Raw genomic sequence first — 19,122 nt, 5'->3', positions numbered from 1 at the left:
CGGGCCTAGGCGCCGGTGTAGGTGCCGAAACTCCAGAACACACCTTCGGGGTCGCGGCAGGTGAATCCGCGCGAGCCGTAGTCCTCGTCCCGCAGTCCGCGCACGATCGTGGCACCGGCGGCGACGGCACGCTCGTGGAGCGCGTCGGGGTCGTCGACGACGAGGTACACCGAACCTGTCCCGGGCGGAAGGTCGCTGATCACCGAGTCCTCACTGGGCGAGCCGAGCATGATGCCGCCACCCTTCGGCCAGCGGAGTTCGGCGTGATCGACCCGGTCTCCCTCGCCGTACACGGCCTTCTCGTCGAACCCGAAGGCCTCCACGAGGAAGCGGATCGCGCCCCGCGCGTCGCGGTAGACGAGCGTGGGCCACACACATGTGGTTTGCGTCGAAGTAGTCATGAGATCACGGTGCTCCCTCACCGGGGCCGGGGTCTTGGACGAATGAGAAGGGGTCGATCTCCCGCCACCGTGACGGCGGAACTCCCGCGAGGTCGCGCCAGTCCCGCGCCATGTGGGCCTGGTCGTAGTACCCGCACGCCGCGGACACGTCCGCGAGTGTCGACCCGGCAGCCCCCTTCAGCATGCGGTGCGAACGATCGAAGCGGGACAGTCGCACCACGTCCTTGGGTGTCACGCCGTACTCCGCGACGAACCTGTTCACCAGATGCCTTCTGCTCCAGCCGACCTCGTGCGCGACGTCACCGACCCGAACGCCACCGCCGGCGACGAGCAGGTGCCAGGCGCGGGTGAGATGCGGGTCGATGTCCGCAGGCGCGGCGCGGCGGGTGAGCACCTCGTCGAGTATCGCGAAGCGCCCGTCCCAGCCCGGTTCGAGGGACAGCCGTTCCGTCAGCTCCCCCGCATCGGGACCGAGCAGTTCCTCGAGGCCGACGACCCAGGCACCCAGGGCGGCGGTGGGCACACCCAGCAGCGCCCGGGCGCCGAGCGGGCTGAGGGACAGCTGGACGCCGTGCTGGTTGCCGTCGTGCCGGATCGTCACCGGTGCCGTCGCGATCCCGCTGGCGAGAGTGTCGTACCGCCCGGGCGCCTGGCCGGGAGCCGCCTGGGCGGCGATGTCGAGGGGCTCGTCGACGGTCACGATCACCGTCAGGCAGGGCGAGGGCAGACCGAGATGGATGCCGGGCTCGAACCCGGCCAGCCGGTAGCCGTCGTACCCCGTGACCAGCGCGCGCAACGGCGCCGCCGGGCGCCGGAAGGCCCCGGACGACACCGCGGTGTCGCTGTCGACGACGCTCACGACACCAGCCTAGGCAACGGTGCCGACACCGGCCACGGCCTTCGCTCACCTACAGTCGGTGCCAGCACACTCGAAGCACTAGGCGAGACGGGAGCCCCGATGGCTGGCAATGGTGGACCGGTGGAGAAGGTACTGGTCTCGGTTCTCGACAACGGAAGCCGACTCCAGGCGCCCGCGGTGGCCAAGTACGTCGAATGGGTCCGGCGCTCGCACCCCGGTGAGTCGCCCGCGCAGATCGTCGAACGCATGGAGAAGATGTTCCTGCTCGCCGTGACGGGCAGCGGCAGCGCGGTCGGCGCCACCGCCGCCATTCCCGGGGTCGGCACCGTCGCCTCCATCGCGGCGGTGGGCGCCGAATCGGCCTTCTTCCTCGAAGCGGCGGCGCTGCTCACCCTCGCGGTCGCGTCGGTGCACGGTATCTCCGCCGCCGACCACCAGCAGCGGCGCGCACTGGTCCTCTCGGTGGCACTCGGCGAATCGGGCATGGAAATCGTCCAGAAGGCGACGGGCGTGACGGCGAAGAACTGGGCCAGCGCCATCACCAGCCGCATTCCCGGCCCCACGATGAAGGGCATGAACAGCACCCTGGTGCGCAAGTTCATCACCAAGTACGCCGCCCGCCGGAGCGCGCTGATCCTCGGCAAACTGGTGCCCGCCGGCATCGGCGCCGCCATCGGCGGCGCCGGCAACCGGGCCATCGGCAAGGGCGTCGTCAAGAACGCGCGGGAGGCGTTCGGTCCCGCCCCGGCCCGCTGGCCGAACGAGCTCCGCGCGATCGAGGCGTGACCTAGTGGGCGAAGTGCTGTTCCGTCGAATGCCCGCCGCCCTTCTCGCGGAGTTCGGCGCACACTTCCTCGATCGCCTCGGCGACGAGGGTTCCCAGGTCGGCGCTGAAGCCCTCGCGCACGACGATGCGCAGAACCGCCACGTCCTCCGCGTCGGCGGGCATCGTGTACGCGGGCACCTGCCACCCCCGCGCCCGCATCTCGTGTGACACGTCGAAGACCGTGAATCCGGGATCGCCGACCAGTTCGAACGCCAGCACCGGAATGTCGGTCCCGTCGGTGATCAGGGTGAAGTATTCAAGCTCGGCGATCCGTTTGCCCACGCGGACCGCCGTGTCGCGCAGCGTCTCCATGATCGACCGGTAACCGGCCCGGCCGAGCCGCAGGAAGTTGTAGTACTGCCCCACCACCTGATTGCCGGGCCGCGAGAAGTTGAGGGTGAACGTCGGCATGTCGCCGCCCAGGTAGTTGACCCGGAACACCAGCCCCTCGGGCAGGCACTCGCGCTCACGCCACACCACGAACCCGATCCCCGGATACGTCAGCCCGTACTTGTGACCACTCACGTTGATCGACGCGACGCGCGGAACCCGGAAGTCCCACAACAACTCCGGCTGCAGGAAGGGGACGACGAAGCCACCGCTCGCCGCGTCCACGTGGATCGGGACGTCCGGGCCGCCCGACGCGGCGAGCGCGTCGAGCGCTGCCGCGATCTCGGCCACCGGCTCGAGTTCCCCCGTATATGTGGTGCCCACGATCACGACCGCGCCGATGGTGTTCTCGTCGACCGCGTCCCGCACCTGCTCCGGCGTGATGACGTAGCGGCCCTTCTCCATCGGCAGGTACTTGGGCTCGACGTCGAAGTACCGGCAGAACTTCTCCCACACCACCTGGACGTTGCTGCCGAGCACCAGATTCGGGCGGGCCGTGTCCTTCCCCGCGGCCTCCCGCTTCGCCCGCCACCGCCACTTGAGCGCCAGACCACCGAGCATGACCGCCTCGCTGGAACCGATCGTCGAGACGCCGGTCGCGCTGGCCGGGTCGGTGGTCGACAGGTCGGGGGCGTGGAACAGATCGGCCACCATCGACACGCAGCGGGCCTCGATGGCCGCCGTCGCCGGGTACTCGTCCTTGTCGATCATGTTCTTGTCGAACGTCTCGGCCATCAATCTGTCGGCCTCGGGATCCATCCACGTGGTGACGAACGTGGCCAGGTTCAACCGGGAACTGCCGTCGAGCATCAACTCGTCGTGGATGAACCGGTATGCGGCCTCGGGATCGGTTTCGTCGTCCGGCATCCGCAACGCGGGAAACGGGTCGATCGAGAGACGCCCGGTGTACGCCGGAGAGATGACGTCGCGATGGTGATGATGGTGGTGCTTGCTCATGTGCGTCCCCAATCGATTGGTGTCAGCATGCGCCGTCGCGACGCCTGTACGTCAGTTGGTGAATCTCGGCACGGCAGCCCAGTAGGGTCGAAACAGTTCCATTCGATTGTGGCAGGGGAGGACGGGTTGACCACAGCAATCCCGGGAAGTTTCGCGGCGCCGATCGAGGTGCGGGGGCTGTCGAAGCGCTTCAAGAACGTCGACGCGGTCACGGACCTCGGCTTCACCGTGCCGCAGGGGTCGATCACCGGATTCCTCGGGCCCAACGGGTCGGGCAAGACCACGACACTGCGGATGATCCTCGGTCTCGTGAAGCCGACGTCCGGCACCTCCACGGTCGCCGGTGTCCCGATCCGATCGCTCGCCGACCCCGCCCGCACGGTCGGCGCCGTCCTCGACTCGCAGAGCCTGCACCCCAACCGGACGGCACTCGACCACCTGAAGGTGTACGCGTCCGCGATCCGCGTCCCGGACGCACGCGCACGCCAGGTGCTCGCACTCGTCGGGCTCGAGGACGTCGCCGGGCGCAAGGCGGGCGGTTTCTCCCTCGGCATGCGTCAGCGGCTGTCGCTGGCGACGGCGCTGCTCGGTGATCCGCGGATCCTGATCCTCGACGAACCGGCCAACGGACTCGACCCCGAGGGCATCGCCTGGCTGCGCGAGTTCCTGAAGGGCTTCGCCGCATCCGGCCGCACGGTACTGATCTCGAGCCACATCCTCCGCGAGGTGGAGCAGACCGTCGACAATCTGGTGATCGTCAGCCGCGGCTCCCTCGTCTATCAGGGGCGCATGGAGGAGTTGCGCAAGTCGCAGCAGAGCCGTCTGCTGGTCGCGTCGTCGAGCCCGGCCGCGCTGGCGACCGCTCTGGCCGCGAAAGGCATCGTCGACGCCCGCTCGCTGGCCGACGGGCGCCTCGCCGTCGTCGGTGCGTCCCTCGAACTCGTCGAGTCCGTCGCCGCGGGAGCCGGGGTGACGATCTTCGGGGCAGTCCGCGATCACATCGACCTCGAGCAGCTGTTCCTGTCGATGACCGCGGGCCAGTACGTGGCCGGGGCCAGCCCCGCCGCGCCGTGGGGTTACGGCCCGCCGCAGACGTACGCACTGCCGCCCGGGTACCCGCAGCAACCTGGTTACGGCCCATCGCCCGGGTACGGTCCGCCACCCGCACACCCCCAGCACGGTCCGATCTCCGGAGGCCCGCGATGACCACCCTGCTCACCGCGGAATTCCGCAAGGTCACCACACTGCGCTTCTGGTGGATGCTCGGGCTGGCACCGCTGGTCGTCGGAATGTTCTCGAGCGCCATCACCCTTCCGGTGATGCGCGCGTTCACCGACGCGTTCGAGGCCGATCCGAACGAGGCCAACCTCGCCGCCACTCTGTTCGGGCTGGCCGTCGCCGTCGCCCTCGTCGTCCTGTTCGCCGCACTCTTCGGGGCGGTCAACGTGGGCACGGAGTTCCGGTACAAGACTCTCACCACCACGTTCCTCACCGCCCGCGGCCGGGACGGGGTGATCGGCGCCAAGCTCGCCGTCACCGCGGCGTTCGGTTTCTTCTACTGCCTCGTGGTCGAGGTCGTCAGCGTCGCCCTGCTGCTGACGTTCGGCGGCGACACCTTCGAACTGCGCGGATCCCTGTTCGCCATGCTCGGCGCCGCCCTGATCTGCGCGACGCTGTGGGCGCTCATCGGCGGCGCCGTGTCGATGCTCACCGGGTCGTCCGTCGGCAGCTGCATCGCCCTCGTCGTCTGGTACACCCTCGGCGAAATGATCCTCCGCTCGATCCTCAGCGGGATCGGCATCGGCTCCGCCGGAAGCGTCCTCCCCGTGTCGGCGACGCTCGGGACAGTCGCCAACGCGGCCGCGGGCAACGAGCTCGACTGGCTGACGCTGTGGCCTGCCGCGCCCCTCGCCCTGCTCGGGTGGACCGCGGTCCTCGTCGCAGGCGGTTGGGCGCTCACCCGGCAGCGCGACATCACCTGACGCCGCGCCGGATACCGGCCCTGTCGGTACCCGGCGCTAACGTGGACCCAGTGGCAGGTGAGAGTGCGTCCGGTTCGGTGATCGAACGGGAACAGACGCTGGAGCGGGATCAGGCACGGCCGGGCTGGATTCGACGGCTGAGCGGTGAGTGCTGGGCACACCCCCGCGTCGCACTCGGCGCCCTGACCGTGACGGTGATCGCCGCCGGTATCGACATTTCTTTCCCCCTCCTGACCAAGTACGCGGTCGATGCCGCGGGCTCGGGTGACGCCACCCGGGTGATCGGCACCGCCGCACTGCTCATCGCACTGCTCGCGTGCGTCCGGTTCGGCTGCCAGTACGGCCGCCGGATGCTCGCGGGCAAGCTGTCCCTGGACGTCCAGCACGACCTGCGGCTGGGCCTGCTGGGGGCGCTGCAACGGCTCGACGGGCGGGGGCAGGATCAGATCCGCACCGGCCAGGTGGTGTCCCGGTCGATCACCGACCTTCAACTGGTGCAGGGGTTGCTCGCGATGGTCCCGCTGTCGGCGGGGGCGCTGCTCCAATTCGTCCTCGCCCTCACGATCATGGCCTGGCTCTCGCCACTGCTGACCGTCGTCGCGCTGGTGATCGTTCCCGCCGTGTGTCTCGTCGTGTACACGATGCGGCCGAAGCTGTTCGCGGCCACCTGGTCGGCGCAGCAACGGGCGGCCGACCTCGCGCAGCACGTCGAGGAAACCGTCACCGGCGTGCGCGTGGTGAAGGGCTTCGGCCAGGAACGCCGGGCCGTCGACCAGCTCGAGGACCACAGCCGCGCGCTGTACGCGGAACGCCTGCGAGCCGCCCGGATCAACGCGCGCTTCGCCCCGACCATGGCGTCGCTGCCCCAGCTCGGCCTCGTCGGCGTCATCGCGATCGGCGGCTACCTCGCCCTGCACGGTTCCATCACGATCGGCACGTTCCTCGCGTTCGCCACGTACGTCGCCACGATGACCGGCGTCACCCGCACCCTGTCGTCGGTCGTGATCATGGCCCAGCTGTCCAGGGCGGCCGTCGAGCGCGTGTACGAGGTGATCGACGCCGAACCGGAGGTCGCGGACCCGCCGCATCCCACCGCGCTGCCCGGCGGACCGCTGGGGGTGGATCTGCGCGAGGTGACGTTCGGGTTCGAATCGGAGCGCCACGTCCATCGCGGTCTCGACCTGCGCATCGCACCCGGCGAGACGGTGGCGGTCGTCGGCATGGCCGGCTCCGGCAAGACCGCGCTGTCGCTGCTGCTCCCCCGCTTCTACGCGCCGTCCTCGGGTTCGGTGTCTCTCACGTCCGGCGGCGAATCGTTCGACGTGTCCACCCTGAGTGCCGAGCAGTTGCGTGAGGCGGTCGGCCTCGTGTTCGACGAACCGTTCCTCTTCTCCGACACCATCGCGGCCAACATCGCACTCGGCAGGCCGGACGCCAGCGCCGAGGAGATCCGCGCCGCCGCCGCCATGGCCGCCGCCGACGAGTTCGTCTCCGCGTTGCCGGAGGGCTACGACACCGTGGTCGGCGAACGCGGTCTCACGCTGTCGGGCGGCCAGCGGCAGCGGATCGCTCTGGCACGCGCACTCCTCACCGACCCGCGAGTGCTGATCCTCGACGACGCCACGTCCGCCGTCGACGCCACCACCGAGGCGGCGATCTTCGAGGCGCTGCGGGCCAATCGCGGACGGACGGCGCTGATACTGGCGCATCGCCGCTCCACGCTGTCGCTCGCGGACCGTGTCGCCGTCCTCGACGGCGGACGGATCGTCGATTCCGGCACGGTCTCCGAACTCGACGCACGATGCCCGCTCTTCCGCGCGCTGTTCACCTCCCCCGACAGCGCGGGCCCCATCGACGTCAGCGTTCCCGCGCCGAGCGACCCCGTGCCGTACCGTCGCGTGCCGACCGAGTCCGAGTTGTGGCCGGAGGATGCCGAGGAATGGGACGGACCCGTCGCGTCCGCCTCGTCCGGCCGCACCACCCCGGCCCCCGGAGCCGGCCCCGGCGGCCGCGCAGGCGGCGGACCGATGGCGGGTGCGCTGGGCAGCGTGGCCGCCACCCCCGAACTCCGGGACGCCGTGAATGCGCTGCCGCCCGCCGCCGAGAGCCCGGGCATCGAGACCCGGAACCTGCGCCTCCCCGAACCCGACTTCCGGCTGTCGCGGATCCTGCGGCCGGTCCGCGGCCTCCTCGTGGCCGTCGTCGTCTGCCTCGCGCTCGACGCGCTGGCGGGCATCGCGTTCCCGTCCATCGTCCGGTTCGCGATCGACCACGGTGTCGTCCCGCAGGACGCCGCGACGCTCCGGACCGCCGCGGGGGTGGGTGTCGCGCTCGTCGTCGCCGGCTGGCTCGTCGTCGCCGTGATGACGGTGCTCACCGCGCGAGCGGGAGAACGGGTGCTGTTCGGGTTGCGGGTGCGCAGCTACGCCCACCTGCAGCGGCTCGGGCTCGACTACTACGAGCGCGAACTGTCCGGCCGCATCATGACGCGGATGACCACCGACGTCGACGCGCTGTCCTCGTTCATCCAGACGGGGATGTCCACCGCCGTGGTGAGCGTGCTGACCGTGCTCGGCATCTCCGTCGCCCTCGTCGCCACCGACGTCACGCTCGCGCTGGTGGCGCTCGCCGTCATCCCGCCGCTGCTCGTCGCGACGCTGATCTTCCGCCGGATCTCCTCGGTGGCGTACACCGTCTCACGGGAGCGGATCTCCCTCGTCAACGCCGACTTCCAGGAGAACGTCGCCGGACTGCGCGCCGCCCAGGCCTACCGCCGCGAAGAGTTCGCCGCCCGCCGGTTCGCGGAGCGGGCCGACAGCTACCGGCGGAGCCGGATGCGGTCGCAGCGGGCGATCTCGCTGTACTTCCCGTTCATCGCGTTCCTCTCGGACCTCGCCCTGGCCGCCGTGGTGTTCGTCGGCGCACACCAGGTCGCGGGCGGTCACACGACGACCGGCACGCTCGTCGCCTTCGTGCTGTACCTCGGGCTGCTGTTCGGGCCCATCCAGCAGCTGTCGCAGGTGTTCGACGGATACCAGCAGGCGAGTGTGGGCCTGCTCCGGATCGGGGATCTGCTCCGCACCCCCAGTTCCATCGAGCGGGCGACCTCGCGTGAGGATCTCCAGCCGATCGACGGGCATCTGCGCGGAGAGCTGTGCCTGCGCGACGTCGGGTTCCGCTATCAGGGCGCGGACAGCGACGCCCTCACCGATATCGATCTGCACATCCCCGCCGGCACCACCGTCGCACTGGTCGGCCGGACCGGTGCGGGCAAGTCGACGATCGTGAAGCTGCTCGCCCGCTTCTACGACCCGACGTCGGGGACGGTGCTCGTGGACGACGTGGACCTCCGCCGGTACCCCCTCGGCGAGTACCGCGGACGGCTGGGCGTCGTCCCCCAGGAAGCCCACCTGTTCACCGGGACCGTCGCCACCAACATCGCCTACGGCCGCCCGGATGCGAGCCGGGAAGAGATCGAGAACGCGGCCCGCGCGGTCGGAGCGCTGGGCACGATCGCCGAATTGCGGGGTGGGATGCATCACCCCATCGGTGAGCGCGGGCAGGGCCTGTCGGCGGGCCAGCGCCAGCTGATCGCGCTCGCCCGGGCCGAGCTCGTCGACCCCGATCTGCTGCTGCTCGACGAAGCGACCGCAACGCTCGATCCGGCCACCGAGCAGGTAGTTCTCGAGGCGAGCAGCCGTGTGACACGCACCCGCACGTCGGTGGTGGTGGCCCACCGGCTGGCCACCGCTGCCCGGGCAGATGTGATCCTCGTCATCGACAAGGGGCGGGTGGTGGAAACAGGTTCGCACGCCACCCTGCGCTATGCCGGTGGCCACTATTCGGGACTGTGGGATGCGGCGGAGACCGGGGCGGGGAATAATCGCGGGGCGAGAACCGTCATCGATGGTGACCCCATCGGTTGGCCGTGAGACAGCTCACACGTGCGGGCCTGGCGATCTACACGTCACACGCGAGGGCTAGTCTCATGTATATAGGCGCTCTGATCGGGTACCGAAATAGAAACGAGGCGAACACCTGCCGTGAGCAGCAGTTCTACATCCCAGTTCGGACAGAACCAGTGGCTGGTTGACGAAATGTACCAGCGTTTCCAGGACGATCCGTCGTCCGTGGACGCGAGTTGGCACGAATTCCTGACGGATTATTCTCCCGACGCAGCCGCCGCCAAGGCAGGCGCAGCCAACGGACACGGCACGAACGGCACCACCACCGCCGCACCGGCTGCCGCTCCCTCCGCCACGGCTTCGACTCCCCCGGTCTCCGAGTCCGCGACCGCACCCAAGCCTCAGACCAAGCCGGCCAACGGTGCCGCCGCCAAGACTGCACCCAACGGTGCAGCTCCGAAGGCTGCCGCCCCGAAGACCGAGGCCCCCACGAAGGCCGCACCCGCGAAGGCCGCCCCGGCGAAGGACGCGAAGGCGTCCGCCCCCGCGCCCGCCGCCGACGAGTCGAAGGTTCTCCGCGGCGCAGCTGCTGCCGTCGCGAAGAACATGTCGGCCTCGCTGGCCATTCCGACCGCCACCAGTGTTCGCGCCATCCCTGCGAAGCTGATGTTCGACAACCGGATCGTCATCAACAACCACCTCGCCCGTACCCGCGGCGGCAAGATCTCGTTCACGCACCTGCTGGGTTACGCGATCGTGCAGGCGGTCAAGGCGTTCCCGAACATGAACCGGCACTTCGCCGAGATCGACGGCAAGCCCAACGCGGTCACCCCCGCACACACCAACCTCGGCCTGGCCATCGACCTGCCGGGCAAGGACGGCAACCGATCCCTCGTCGTCGCCGCGATCAAGAACACCGACACCCATAACTTCACGCAGTTCTACAGCGCCTACGAGGACATCGTCCGGCGCGCGCGTGACGGCAAGCTCACCGCCGAGGACTTCTCGGGTGTCACGATCTCGCTCACCAACCCCGGTGGCATCGGCACCGTGCACTCCGTGCCGCGCCTGATGAACGGCCAGGGCGCCATCATCGGTGCCGGCGCCATGGAGTACCCGGCGGAGTTCCAGGGTTCGAGCGACGAGAAGATCGCCGAGATGGGCGTCGGCAAACTCATGACGCTGACCTCGACGTACGACCACCGCATCATCCAGGGCGCGGAATCCGGCGACTTCCTGCGGACCATCCACAAACTGCTGATCAGCGACGAGTTCTACGACGAGATCTTCCACTCGCTGCACATCCCGTACGAGCCGGTCCGCTGGCGTCAGGACGTCTCCGAAGGCGCGGTCGACAAGAACACCCGCGTCCTCGAACTGATCGCGGCGTACCGCAACCGCGGCCACCTGATGGCCGACACGGACCCGTTGCAGTTCGTCAAGGACAAGTTCAAGAGCCACCCCGACCTGGACGTCACGACGCACGACCTGACGCTGTGGGACCTCGACCGCGAGTTCAAGGTCGGCGGGTTCCACGCCCAGGAGAAGATGAAGCTGCGCGACGTGCTCAGCGTGCTGCGCGACGCGTACTGCCGCCACGTCGGTGTCGAATACACGCACATCCTGGAGCCGGAGCAGCAGCAGTGGCTGCAGGACCGGGTCGAGGCGCACCACGTCAAGCCCACGGTCGCTCAGCAGAAGTACATCCTGAGCAAGCTCAACGCCGCCGAGGCGTTCGAGACGTTCCTGCAGACCAAGTACGTCGGCCAGAAGCGCTTCTCACTCGAGGGCGCCGAGTCCGTCATCCCGATGATGGACGCCGTCATCGACCAGGCCGCCGAGCACCAGCTCGACGAGGTCGTCATCGGCATGCCGCACCGCGGACGCCTCAACGTTCTCGCGAACATCGTCGGCAAGCCGTACTCGAAGATCTTCACGGAGTTCGAGGGCAACATGAACCCGGCGGCCGCTCACGGCTCCGGCGACGTGAAGTACCACCTCGGTGCCGAGGGCACGTACATCCAGATGTTCGGTGACAACGACATCACCGTGTCGCTGACGGCGAACCCGTCGCACCTCGAGGCTGTCGACCCGGTCCTCGAGGGCCTGGTCCGCGCGAAGCAGGACATCCTCGACAAGGGTGAGGACGGCTTCACCGTCCTCCCGCTGATGCTGCACGGCGACGCCGCGTTCGCCGGTCAGGGTGTCGTGGCCGAGACGCTGAACCTGGCGCTGCTGCGCGGATACCGCACCGGCGGCACCGTGCACATCGTGGTCAACAACCAGGTCGGTTTCACCACCGCCCCGGAGCACTCCCGTTCGTCGGAGTACTGCACCGATGTCGCGAAGATGATCGGCGCGCCGATCTTCCACGTGAACGGCGACGACCCCGAGGCCTGTGTCTGGGTCGCCCAGCTCGCCGTCGACTTCCGGGAGAAGTTCCAGAAGGACGTCGTCATCGACATGATCTGCTACCGCCGTCGCGGTCACAACGAGGGCGACGACCCGTCGATGACGCAGCCGGCGATGTACGACGTGATCGACACCAAGCGCAGCGTCCGCAAGAGCTACACCGAATCCCTGATCGGCCGCGGCGACATCTCGCTGAAGGAAGCCGAAGACGCCCTGCGCGACTACCAGGGCCAGCTGGAACGGGTGTTCAACGAGGTTCGTGAACTCGAGAAGTACACGCCGGAGCCCAGTGAGTCGGTGGAGCTCGACCAGGTGCTGCCCACGAAGCTGAAGACGTCGGTCGACGAGTCGGTGCTGGAGCGGATCGGCGACGCGTTCGTCAACCTGCCCGAGGGCTTCACCGTGCACCCGCGCGTCAAGCCGGTCATCGAGAAGCGCCGCGAAATGTCGCGCGAGGGCAAGATCGACTGGGCCTTCGCCGAGCTGCTCGCGTTCGGATCGCTGGTCGACCAGGGCAAGATGGTTCGTCTGTCCGGCCAGGATTCCAAGCGCGGCACGTTCACGCAGCGTCACTCGGTCCTCATCGACCGCAAGACGGGCGCGGAGTACACCCCGCTGCAGAACCTCGGCAGCGAGAACCCCGGCAAGTTCCTGGTCTACGACTCCGCGCTCAGCGAGTTCGCCGCCGTCGGCTTCGAGTACGGCTACTCCGTGGGCAACCCGGACGCGCTCGTGCTGTGGGAGGCGCAGTTCGGTGACTTCGTCAACGGTGCGCAGTCGATCATCGACGAGTTCATCTCGTCCGGTGAGGCCAAGTGGGGTCAGCTGTCCGACGTCGTGCTGCTGCTGCCGCACGGTCACGAGGGTCAGGGTCCCGACCACACGTCCGGGCGTATCGAGCGCTTCCTGCAGTTGTGCGCCGAGGGTTCGATGACCGTGGCCGTGCCGTCCACCCCGGCAAGCTACTTCCACCTGCTGCGTCGTCATTCGCTCGACGGAATCCGCCGCCCGCTGGTCGTCTTCACGCCGAAGTCGATGCTGCGCAACAAGGCCGCGGTCTCCGACGTCGAGGACTTCACCACCGGCAAGTTCCGCTCGGTGTTCGAGGAGCCGACGTACGAGACGGGCGACGCCGAACGCGACAAGGTCCGTCGTATCCTCCTCGTCAGCGGCAAGCTGTACTGGGAACTGCTGGCGAAGAAGCAGAAGGACAACCGCGAGGACATCGCGATCGTCCGCATCGAGCAGCTGTACCCGGTTCCGAGCCGTCGTCTCCGCGAGACGCTGGACCGCTACCCGAACGCCACCGAGTTCCGGTGGGTTCAGGAGGAGCCGGCGAACCAGGGTGCGTGGCCGTTCTTCGGTCTCGCTCTGCCCGAGTTGCTGCCCGACAAGCTGTCCGGAATCAAGCGCATCTCGCGTCGTTCGATGTCGGCACCGTCCTCGGGTTCGAGCAAGGTGCACGCTGTGGAACAGCAAGAGATCATCGACGAGGCCTTCGGCTGACGAGCGTGTAACGGCTGAGCGTCCGATCTGCCACTGAGCCGGGTCGAGTTCACTCCACGGAGTGGATTCGGCCCGGTTTCGTGGTATCTACTGCCCGTCCCCGGCCCGGGTCACATCCCCGCCCGACGACGCGCACCCCTTCTTTGCCCACGCACCTCTTTTCGCGCCCGAGAACGGGTGCGTTTACCCAGAACGGGTGCGTCCACTCGGATCCCTACTGCCCGTCCCGGCCCGCGATCTGATTGCCCGGACTGCGAGGGCGGTGGCCGCGAGGAGTCCGCCGAGGGCGGTGAGGGTCGGGGCGTCCGGGTGGATCAGCGGTTGGCCCCGGAATGCCTGCCAGGTGAGCACGCCGAGCAGCCCGGTGCAGGCGAGCGCCAGAACGACCGTCAGGGAGGCGCGGGTTTCCTCGCTGCGCAGCCACGGGATCCGCGACGCGAGAACGCTCAGGACGAGGGCGCCGATCAGCATCACCTGCAGCCCGTGCAGTCCGAAGAAGTGCGGGATGCGGACGTCGCCACCAGACGTGCTCCGGTTGGTGACCGGCAGACCGGGATTCTCGTCGGTGACGCCGACGCTGTGCCGCGCGGCAAGTTCGACGACGCGGCCGCTCGCGTCCGTCGTGGTCTGTCTGCCCTCGAATCCCATCAGGTACCCGAGCGCCATGCCGGCGACGGCCAGAAACAGTCCCGCGTGGATTGCGCGGGTGAGGGGACGATCCCCGACGCGCTGGAACAGCAGGATCAGTGCGATCACGAGATTCGCCAAAACCGGTGTCCCCCGCGGGCACTACGCGTGCGCTCAGGGCGTTAGGGGTGTCAGGTCCTGGTGGCCGACGCCAGCGCGGCCGCGATCTCGGGTGCCGCGGCGATGGCCAGCGCGGGAAGAGCCTGGACGTTGAGTTCGATCAGTTCGTCACGGGTCAGGTGCGGGTCGCGCAGCCAGGTGATCGTGACTTCCTCGACGTAGGCGATCCAGCCACGGACGGCGAGGTCGACCGCGCGGGTGGGCTCGATGCCGATCGCGGGCAGTTGTTCGAGGGTCCGTTCGGACATCACGGCGCGGGTCTGCTCGAAGACGGCCCGCATGTCGGGGTCTCCACTCGCCGTCCCCCGTAGGAGCGAGACATACGTGCCCCGGTTCTCGGTGACGTAGTCGACGTACGACGCGAGCACCGAACGCAGGATCTGCATCGGATCGCGCGATTCCCCGACGTACGGGTCGGGTGCGGTGCGGGCGAGCATCTCGCTGCTGGTGTGCCGCACGATCTCGAGGTGGAAGTCGTGCTTCGACGCGAAGTAGTGGAACAGCAGGCCGCGGGAAACACCGGCCTGATCTGCGATGTCCTCGACCGAGATCTGCTCGAGGGGGCGCTCGGCCAGCATCTTGGCGCCGAGGTCGATCAGTTGCGCGCGCCGTTGTTCGGGGCTGAGGCGGGTCCGCTTCACAACGTCCATGGGACAAGACTACTGAATGAAGGTCAATAGGCTATTGACTGCCCCTCAATAGCGCCCTATGGTTGCCTACATGAGTCTCCCCGTCACAGATACTTCCGCCCCCACCGCAGGTGTCCGCCACGTCGACACACTGATCATCGGCAGCGGGTTCGCCGGCCTCGGCGCGGCGATCAAGCTGACCCAGGCAGGCAAGACCGACTTTCTCGTGCTCGAACGCGGCAACGAGGTCGGTGGTACCTGGCGAGACAACACGTACCCGGGCGCGGCGTGCGATGTTCCCTCACATCTGTACTCCTACTCGTTCGCGCTGAACCCGGAGTGGACCCGGTCGTTCTCGACGCAGCCCGAGATCCAGAAGTACATCCAGTCGGTGGCGGACAAGTACAAGGTGCGCGACAAGCACCTCTTCGGCTGTGACGTACAGTCCGCCCACTGGAACGAGTCGACCACTCGCTGGGAGGTCAGCACCACCAAGGGGGACTTCGTCGCGAAGGTGGTCGTCTCCGCGGTCGGCGCACTGTGCGAGCCCTCGCTCCCCGACATCACGGGCATCGAAGGCTTCGAGGGCGAGATCTTCCACTCCGCCCGCTGGAACCACGACGCCGACCTGACGGGCAAGCGCGTCGCCGTCATCGGCACCGGCGCCTCGGCCATCCAGATCGTGCCCGCCATCGGCAAGAAGGTGTCGCACCTCGACGTGTACCAGCGCACGGCTCCGTGGATCCTCCCCCGGGCGGACCGCGAGTACACGACGCTCGAGCACGCCGCGTTCAAGTACCTCCCCGGCTTCCAGAAGCTGTGTCGTTCCGGCATCTACTGGATGCGCGAGAGCCAGGTCGTCGGACTCGCGAAGGCCCCCGTCTTCATGAAGCCGCTGCAGTTCGCGGCCGAACGCCACCTGCGCCGTCAGATCAAGGACAAGAATCTGCGCAAGAAGGTGACGCCGAACTTCCAGATCGGCTGCAAGCGCATGCTCATCTCGAACAACTACTACCCCACCCTCGCGCAGGACAACGTCGACCTGGTGACCGACGGCATCGCCGAGGTCACGGCGAACTCGGTGGTCTCGAAAGACGGCACCGTCCGCGAGGTCGACGCCATCGTCGTCGCCACCGGTTTCCACGTCACCGACTCCCCCACGTTCGAGGGCATCTTCGGCAAGGACGGCCGCTCGCTGGCGGCGGTCTTCGACGAGGGCGGCCAGCAGGGCTACAAGGGCGCCGCGATCGCGAACTTCCCCAACATGTTCTTCCTGGTCGGCCCGAACACCGGCCTGGGCCACACCTCGATGGTCTTCATGATCGAGTCGCAGCTCAACTATCTCGTCGACGCTCTGCAGACGATCGACAAGTACGGCATCGGCAAGATCGAGGTCCGTCAGGACGCCCAGGACCGGTACAACGCCGATCTCCAGGAGAAGCTGTCGCACAGCGTCTGGAACAACGGCGGGTGCGCGAGCTGGTACCTCGACAAGCACGGGAACAACACCACCCTGTGGCCGGGCTTCACGTTCCAGTTCCGGAACGAGACCAGGCGCTTCGATCTCACCGCGTACGACAGCGTGGCCACCGCCGATCTGCCTGCGCCCGTGCACGTGAACGGCAAGACCCCCGGATCCGCCGCCATCCCGGCGCAGATCGACCTCGACGACGACAAGGTGACAGCACAGTGAGCGAGTTCGCAGGCAAGGTAGTCGTGATCACCGGGGCCGGCTCCGGCATCGGCAGGGCGCTCGCCCTCGACCTGGCGCGCCGCGGTGCGAAGCTGGCGATCTCGGACATGGACACGGTCGGACTCGCCGAGACCGCACGCCAGGCGGAGGCGCTGGGCGCCGAGGTCAAGTCCGACCACCTGGACGTCACCCAGCGCGAGGCGGTGCTCGCGTACGCCGACGAGGTGCGGGCCCACTTCGGCAAGATCAATCAGGTCTACAACAATGCCGGCATCGCCTACCACGGCGAGTTCGAGAAGTCCGAGTTCAAGGACATCGAGAAGATCATGGATGTGGACTTCTGGGGAGTCGTCAACGGCACCAAGGCGTTCCTGCCGCATCTCATCGCGTCGGGCGACGGCCACGTCGTGAACGTCTCGAGCCTGTTCGGCCTGCTGTCCATGCCCGGGCAGAGCGCGTACAACTCGGCGAAGTTCGCGGTGCGCGGTTTCACCGAGTCGCTGCGCCAGGAGATGCTGATCGCCAAGCATCCCGTGAAGGTGACGTGCGTGCACCCAGGCGGCATCAAGACGGCCATCGCCCGCAACGCCACCGCGGGACCGGGCGAGGACCTCGACACGTTCGCGAAGTTCTTCGACCAGAAGCTGGCACGCACCACCCCGGAGGCGGCGGCCGAGACCATCGTGACCGGTGTCCGCAAGGGCAAGGCGCGCGTCCTGATCGGCGCCGACGCCAAGTTCCTCGACGCCTGGGTGCGGCTCGTCGGGCCGAGCTACCAGCGGGTGGTCGCCCTCGTCGCCGGACGCGTCCTCCCCAAGTCGAACTGAGGTCCCGATGAGCTTCCACCTGCCGCTGCCGGTCGTCGCGACGGCGCTCCGGCCGTTCTACCGGCTCAGCCTCAACGCACGGCTTCCGTACTCGGTACAGCGGACCCTCCTCGACGTGGGCGCTCCATTGCAGCAGGTGTCCGCCGGTGCCGTCGTCCGCCCGACTTTCCTGGCCGGACGCCGCGCGGAGCGGATCACGGTGGGAGCCACCGAACGCCGGACCGCGGTCCTCTACCTGCACGGTGGGGCGTACACGATCGGTTCGCTCGCCACCCACCGCTCGCTGGCCGCTCACATCGCCCGGGAATCGGGCAGCGTCGTCTACACCCTCGACTACCGGCTGGCCCCGGAACATCCGTTCCCGGCCGGGCTCGAGGACGCGGTCGCCGCGTACATGGAACTGAACACCGAACACGGTTACGAGACAGAGCAACTCGCCATCGCGGGCGATTCGGCGGGTGGCGGCCTGACCGTCGCCACCGCACGACGCCTGATCGACCGGCACGGCGTGACTCCCGCGGCGTTGGCGCTGATCTCCCCGTGGGTCGACCCCGGCAGGCGCGACACGACCCGGGACCGGGATCTCGTCGTCAACACCGCGTGGTCGTTCGACGCCGCCGAGAAGTACCTGGGTAACGGAGACGCACGGGATCCGGGTTACGCACCGTTGCAGGGGAATCTGGCGGGACTGCCGCCGACGTTGATCCACGTCGGGGTGGACGAGGTGCTCTACCCGCAGATCCTGGAATTCGTCGACAAGCTGAACGAGTCGAAGGTGGACGTCACGCTCACCGAGTACGCCCGGCTGTGGCACGTCGCCCACCTGCAGGCGTCCCTGGTCCGCGAGGCCGCCGACGCGGTCGCGGAACTCGGGGCCTTCCTGGGTTCACAGATGGGCGTCCAGCCACACCCGCGCCACGTCGGCTGAATCGGCGCCACCGCGGACCTGGCCGATCATGTCGGCCAGGTCCGCGGTCGTCAGTTCACCCGCCACGACGTTCAGGGCCTTCAGCTGGGCCTCACTCAGTGTCCCGATCCGGAACAGCGGCACCACGTTCTGGGCGGGGAACACGTGTTCGTCGTCGGACAGCAGCATCAGATCCGCGTCGGCGACGTCGGGCGACGCCGTGGTCACCCCGGCCACCACGGCTCCGTCCGCCGGTGCGGGGACGGCGAGTTCACCGACCGCGGCGGCGTCGTCGGCCACCCGCCTCGTCTGTGCGAACGTGCAGCCGGGAAGGCCGGCGAGAGTGTCGGCGTCGAAGGACGGGGCGAGGACGGCGGTGCTCCTTCCGCACGAGGGAACGAGGTCGTCCAGCGTGGTGAGACCGAGCCGTTCGGAGGCCTGCGGGGTCACCGCGAGCGCCGACCTGTCCTCGGCGGCGGCGAAGTCGGAGATCGAAAGCCCCTGCGGCAGAGCTTTGCTCAACGCCTCGAACACGTCGTCCTGTTCGGTTTCCGTCGACTCGGGGTCGTAATAGCGCAGCAGCCGGCCCGTGAACTCCGGCACCAGCGTGACGGTTCCGGCATCGAGTTGCCCGAGATAGGCGGTCCGGTCGCCGAGGCCTTCGTCGGTGGTGACCGGCGCGCCCGTCGAACGCAGGGCGCCCGCATAGATTTCGGCGAGGACGCGGCTCTCCGCGCCGTCGCCGGCACCCACCACGATCTCGCCGGGCCCCTGCCCCGCGGAACCGTCGAGGGTGGTGTCGCCACGTGCGCATCCCGACGCCAGTCCCGCGGCGAGAAGCAACGCGGCCACGGCGGTGAGTGCGCGGAACCCCGCCGCCGGGCGATGCCCGCGGCGGGCCGATTCGTCTGTGCGTGTATGTGCCACGTCGCGCCTTTCGTTTGCCTCGAGCTGGTCGAAAACCGTGCTCTGTCCGCCCCTATCGTTACACTGGCCAACCGATGGCGCGGACACGCGTCCA

General features: G+C 68.4%; 14 protein-coding genes. 8 read left to right on the top strand and 6 right to left on the bottom strand.

Annotated features, from left to right (window positions below; genetic code table 11):
* Window positions 1-5: 5 nt before the first annotated feature.
* A complete protein-coding gene (locus tag ROP_RS30175) occupies window positions 6-401 on the bottom strand; it encodes a VOC family protein (protein ID WP_015889811.1) in 396 nt (131 codons plus the stop codon).
* A 4-nt stretch (window positions 402-405) separates the two neighbouring features.
* Complete coding sequence (locus ROP_RS30170) at window positions 406-1,260, bottom strand: helix-turn-helix domain-containing protein (protein WP_015889810.1); 855 nt, start codon at window positions 1,258-1,260, stop codon at window positions 406-408.
* Between the two features lie 99 nt (window positions 1,261-1,359).
* Between ROP_RS30170 and ROP_RS30165 the strand changes: the two genes are divergently transcribed.
* On the top strand, window positions 1,360-2,046 hold the full coding sequence (locus ROP_RS30165) for a hypothetical protein (RefSeq protein ID WP_015889809.1): 687 nt from the start codon (window positions 1,360-1,362) through the stop codon (window positions 2,044-2,046).
* Window position 2,047: 1 nt separating this feature from the next.
* Here ROP_RS30165 and ROP_RS30160 read toward each other — a convergent pair whose 3' ends face one another.
* Window positions 2,048-3,433, bottom strand: a complete 1,386-nt coding sequence (locus tag ROP_RS30160) for a glutamate decarboxylase (RefSeq protein ID WP_015889808.1) — start codon at window positions 3,431-3,433, stop codon at window positions 2,048-2,050.
* A 126-nt stretch (window positions 3,434-3,559) separates the two neighbouring features.
* Here ROP_RS30160 and ROP_RS30155 point away from each other — a divergent pair, with 126 nt between their 5' ends.
* The 4 genes from ROP_RS30155 to ROP_RS30140 all read left to right on the top strand — a co-directional run bounded on the left by ROP_RS30155 (window position 3,560) and on the right by ROP_RS30140 (window position 13,238).
* A complete protein-coding gene (locus ROP_RS30155) occupies window positions 3,560-4,639 on the top strand; it encodes an ABC transporter ATP-binding protein (RefSeq protein ID WP_043826889.1) in 1,080 nt (359 codons plus the stop codon).
* Window positions 4,636-5,415 (top strand): ABC transporter permease, encoded by a 780-nt coding sequence (locus ROP_RS30150; protein ID WP_015889806.1) that lies wholly within the window; start codon window positions 4,636-4,638, stop codon window positions 5,413-5,415. Before ROP_RS30155 ends, ROP_RS30150 begins: the two co-directional genes overlap by 4 nt.
* Before the next feature lie 50 nt (window positions 5,416-5,465).
* Window positions 5,466-9,347 (top strand): ABC transporter ATP-binding protein, encoded by a 3,882-nt coding sequence (locus tag ROP_RS30145; RefSeq protein ID WP_015889805.1) that lies wholly within the window; start codon window positions 5,466-5,468, stop codon window positions 9,345-9,347.
* A gap of 111 nt (window positions 9,348-9,458) precedes the next feature.
* Window positions 9,459-13,238: a multifunctional oxoglutarate decarboxylase/oxoglutarate dehydrogenase thiamine pyrophosphate-binding subunit/dihydrolipoyllysine-residue succinyltransferase subunit gene (locus tag ROP_RS30140; RefSeq protein WP_015889804.1), complete on the top strand. Its 3,780-nt coding sequence runs from the start codon at window positions 9,459-9,461 to the stop codon at window positions 13,236-13,238.
* 183 nt (window positions 13,239-13,421) lie between these two features.
* On the opposite strand, the gene ROP_RS30135 is transcribed toward ROP_RS30140, so the two are convergent.
* Both ROP_RS30135 and ROP_RS30130 read right to left on the bottom strand, forming a co-directional pair.
* Window positions 13,422-14,006, bottom strand: coding sequence for a hypothetical protein (locus ROP_RS30135; RefSeq protein WP_015889803.1), 585 nt, complete (start codon window positions 14,004-14,006; stop codon window positions 13,422-13,424).
* A gap of 50 nt (window positions 14,007-14,056) precedes the next feature.
* On the bottom strand, window positions 14,057-14,695 hold the full coding sequence (locus ROP_RS30130) for a TetR/AcrR family transcriptional regulator (protein ID WP_015889802.1): 639 nt from the start codon (window positions 14,693-14,695) through the stop codon (window positions 14,057-14,059).
* Between the two features lie 70 nt (window positions 14,696-14,765).
* Between ROP_RS30130 and ROP_RS30125 the strand changes: the two genes are divergently transcribed.
* The 3 genes from ROP_RS30125 to ROP_RS30115 are packed head-to-tail and all read left to right on the top strand — an operon-like array spanning window position 14,766 to window position 18,122.
* Window positions 14,766-16,367 carry a flavin-containing monooxygenase gene (locus ROP_RS30125; RefSeq protein ID WP_043826886.1) on the top strand — a complete coding sequence of 534 codons (1,602 nt, stop codon included), beginning with the start codon at window positions 14,766-14,768 and terminating at the stop codon, window positions 16,365-16,367.
* Complete coding sequence (locus tag ROP_RS30120; protein WP_015889800.1) at window positions 16,364-17,194, top strand: SDR family NAD(P)-dependent oxidoreductase; 831 nt, start codon at window positions 16,364-16,366, stop codon at window positions 17,192-17,194. Before ROP_RS30125 ends, ROP_RS30120 begins: the two co-directional genes overlap by 4 nt.
* A gap of 7 nt (window positions 17,195-17,201) precedes the next feature.
* Window positions 17,202-18,122, top strand: a complete 921-nt coding sequence (locus ROP_RS30115; RefSeq protein WP_015889799.1) for an alpha/beta hydrolase — start codon at window positions 17,202-17,204, stop codon at window positions 18,120-18,122.
* Here ROP_RS30115 and ROP_RS30110 read toward each other — a convergent pair.
* Entirely contained in the window at window positions 18,081-19,028 is a 948-nt protein-coding gene (locus ROP_RS30110; protein ID WP_015889798.1) for an ABC transporter substrate-binding protein, read from the bottom strand. The two genes, ROP_RS30115 and ROP_RS30110, sit on opposite strands and share 42 nt — an antisense overlap.
* Window positions 19,029-19,122 lie beyond the last annotated feature (94 nt).

The organism is Rhodococcus opacus B4, from assembly GCF_000010805.1.
GTDB classification, from domain to species: Bacteria; Actinomycetota; Actinomycetes; order Mycobacteriales; family Mycobacteriaceae; genus Rhodococcus_F; species Rhodococcus_F opacus_C.
This window is presented reverse-complemented; position numbering and strand designations above follow the sequence as displayed.

Coding starts and splice junctions, on each gene's coding strand:
- ROP_RS30175 (WP_015889811.1), bottom strand. CDS start 401: ATGACTACTTCGACGCAAACCACATGTGTGTGGCCCACGCTCGTCTAC.
- ROP_RS30165 (WP_015889809.1), top strand. CDS start 1,360: ATGGCTGGCAATGGTGGACCGGTGGAGAAGGTACTGGTCTCGGTTCTC.
- ROP_RS30160 (WP_015889808.1), bottom strand. CDS start 3,433: ATGAGCAAGCACCACCATCATCACCATCGCGACGTCATCTCTCCGGCG.
- ROP_RS30150 (WP_015889806.1), top strand. CDS start 4,636: ATGACCACCCTGCTCACCGCGGAATTCCGCAAGGTCACCACACTGCGC.
- ROP_RS30130 (WP_015889802.1), bottom strand. CDS start 14,695: ATGGACGTTGTGAAGCGGACCCGCCTCAGCCCCGAACAACGGCGCGCG.
- ROP_RS30125 (WP_043826886.1), top strand. CDS start 14,766: ATGAGTCTCCCCGTCACAGATACTTCCGCCCCCACCGCAGGTGTCCGC.
- ROP_RS30115 (WP_015889799.1), top strand. CDS start 17,202: ATGAGCTTCCACCTGCCGCTGCCGGTCGTCGCGACGGCGCTCCGGCCG.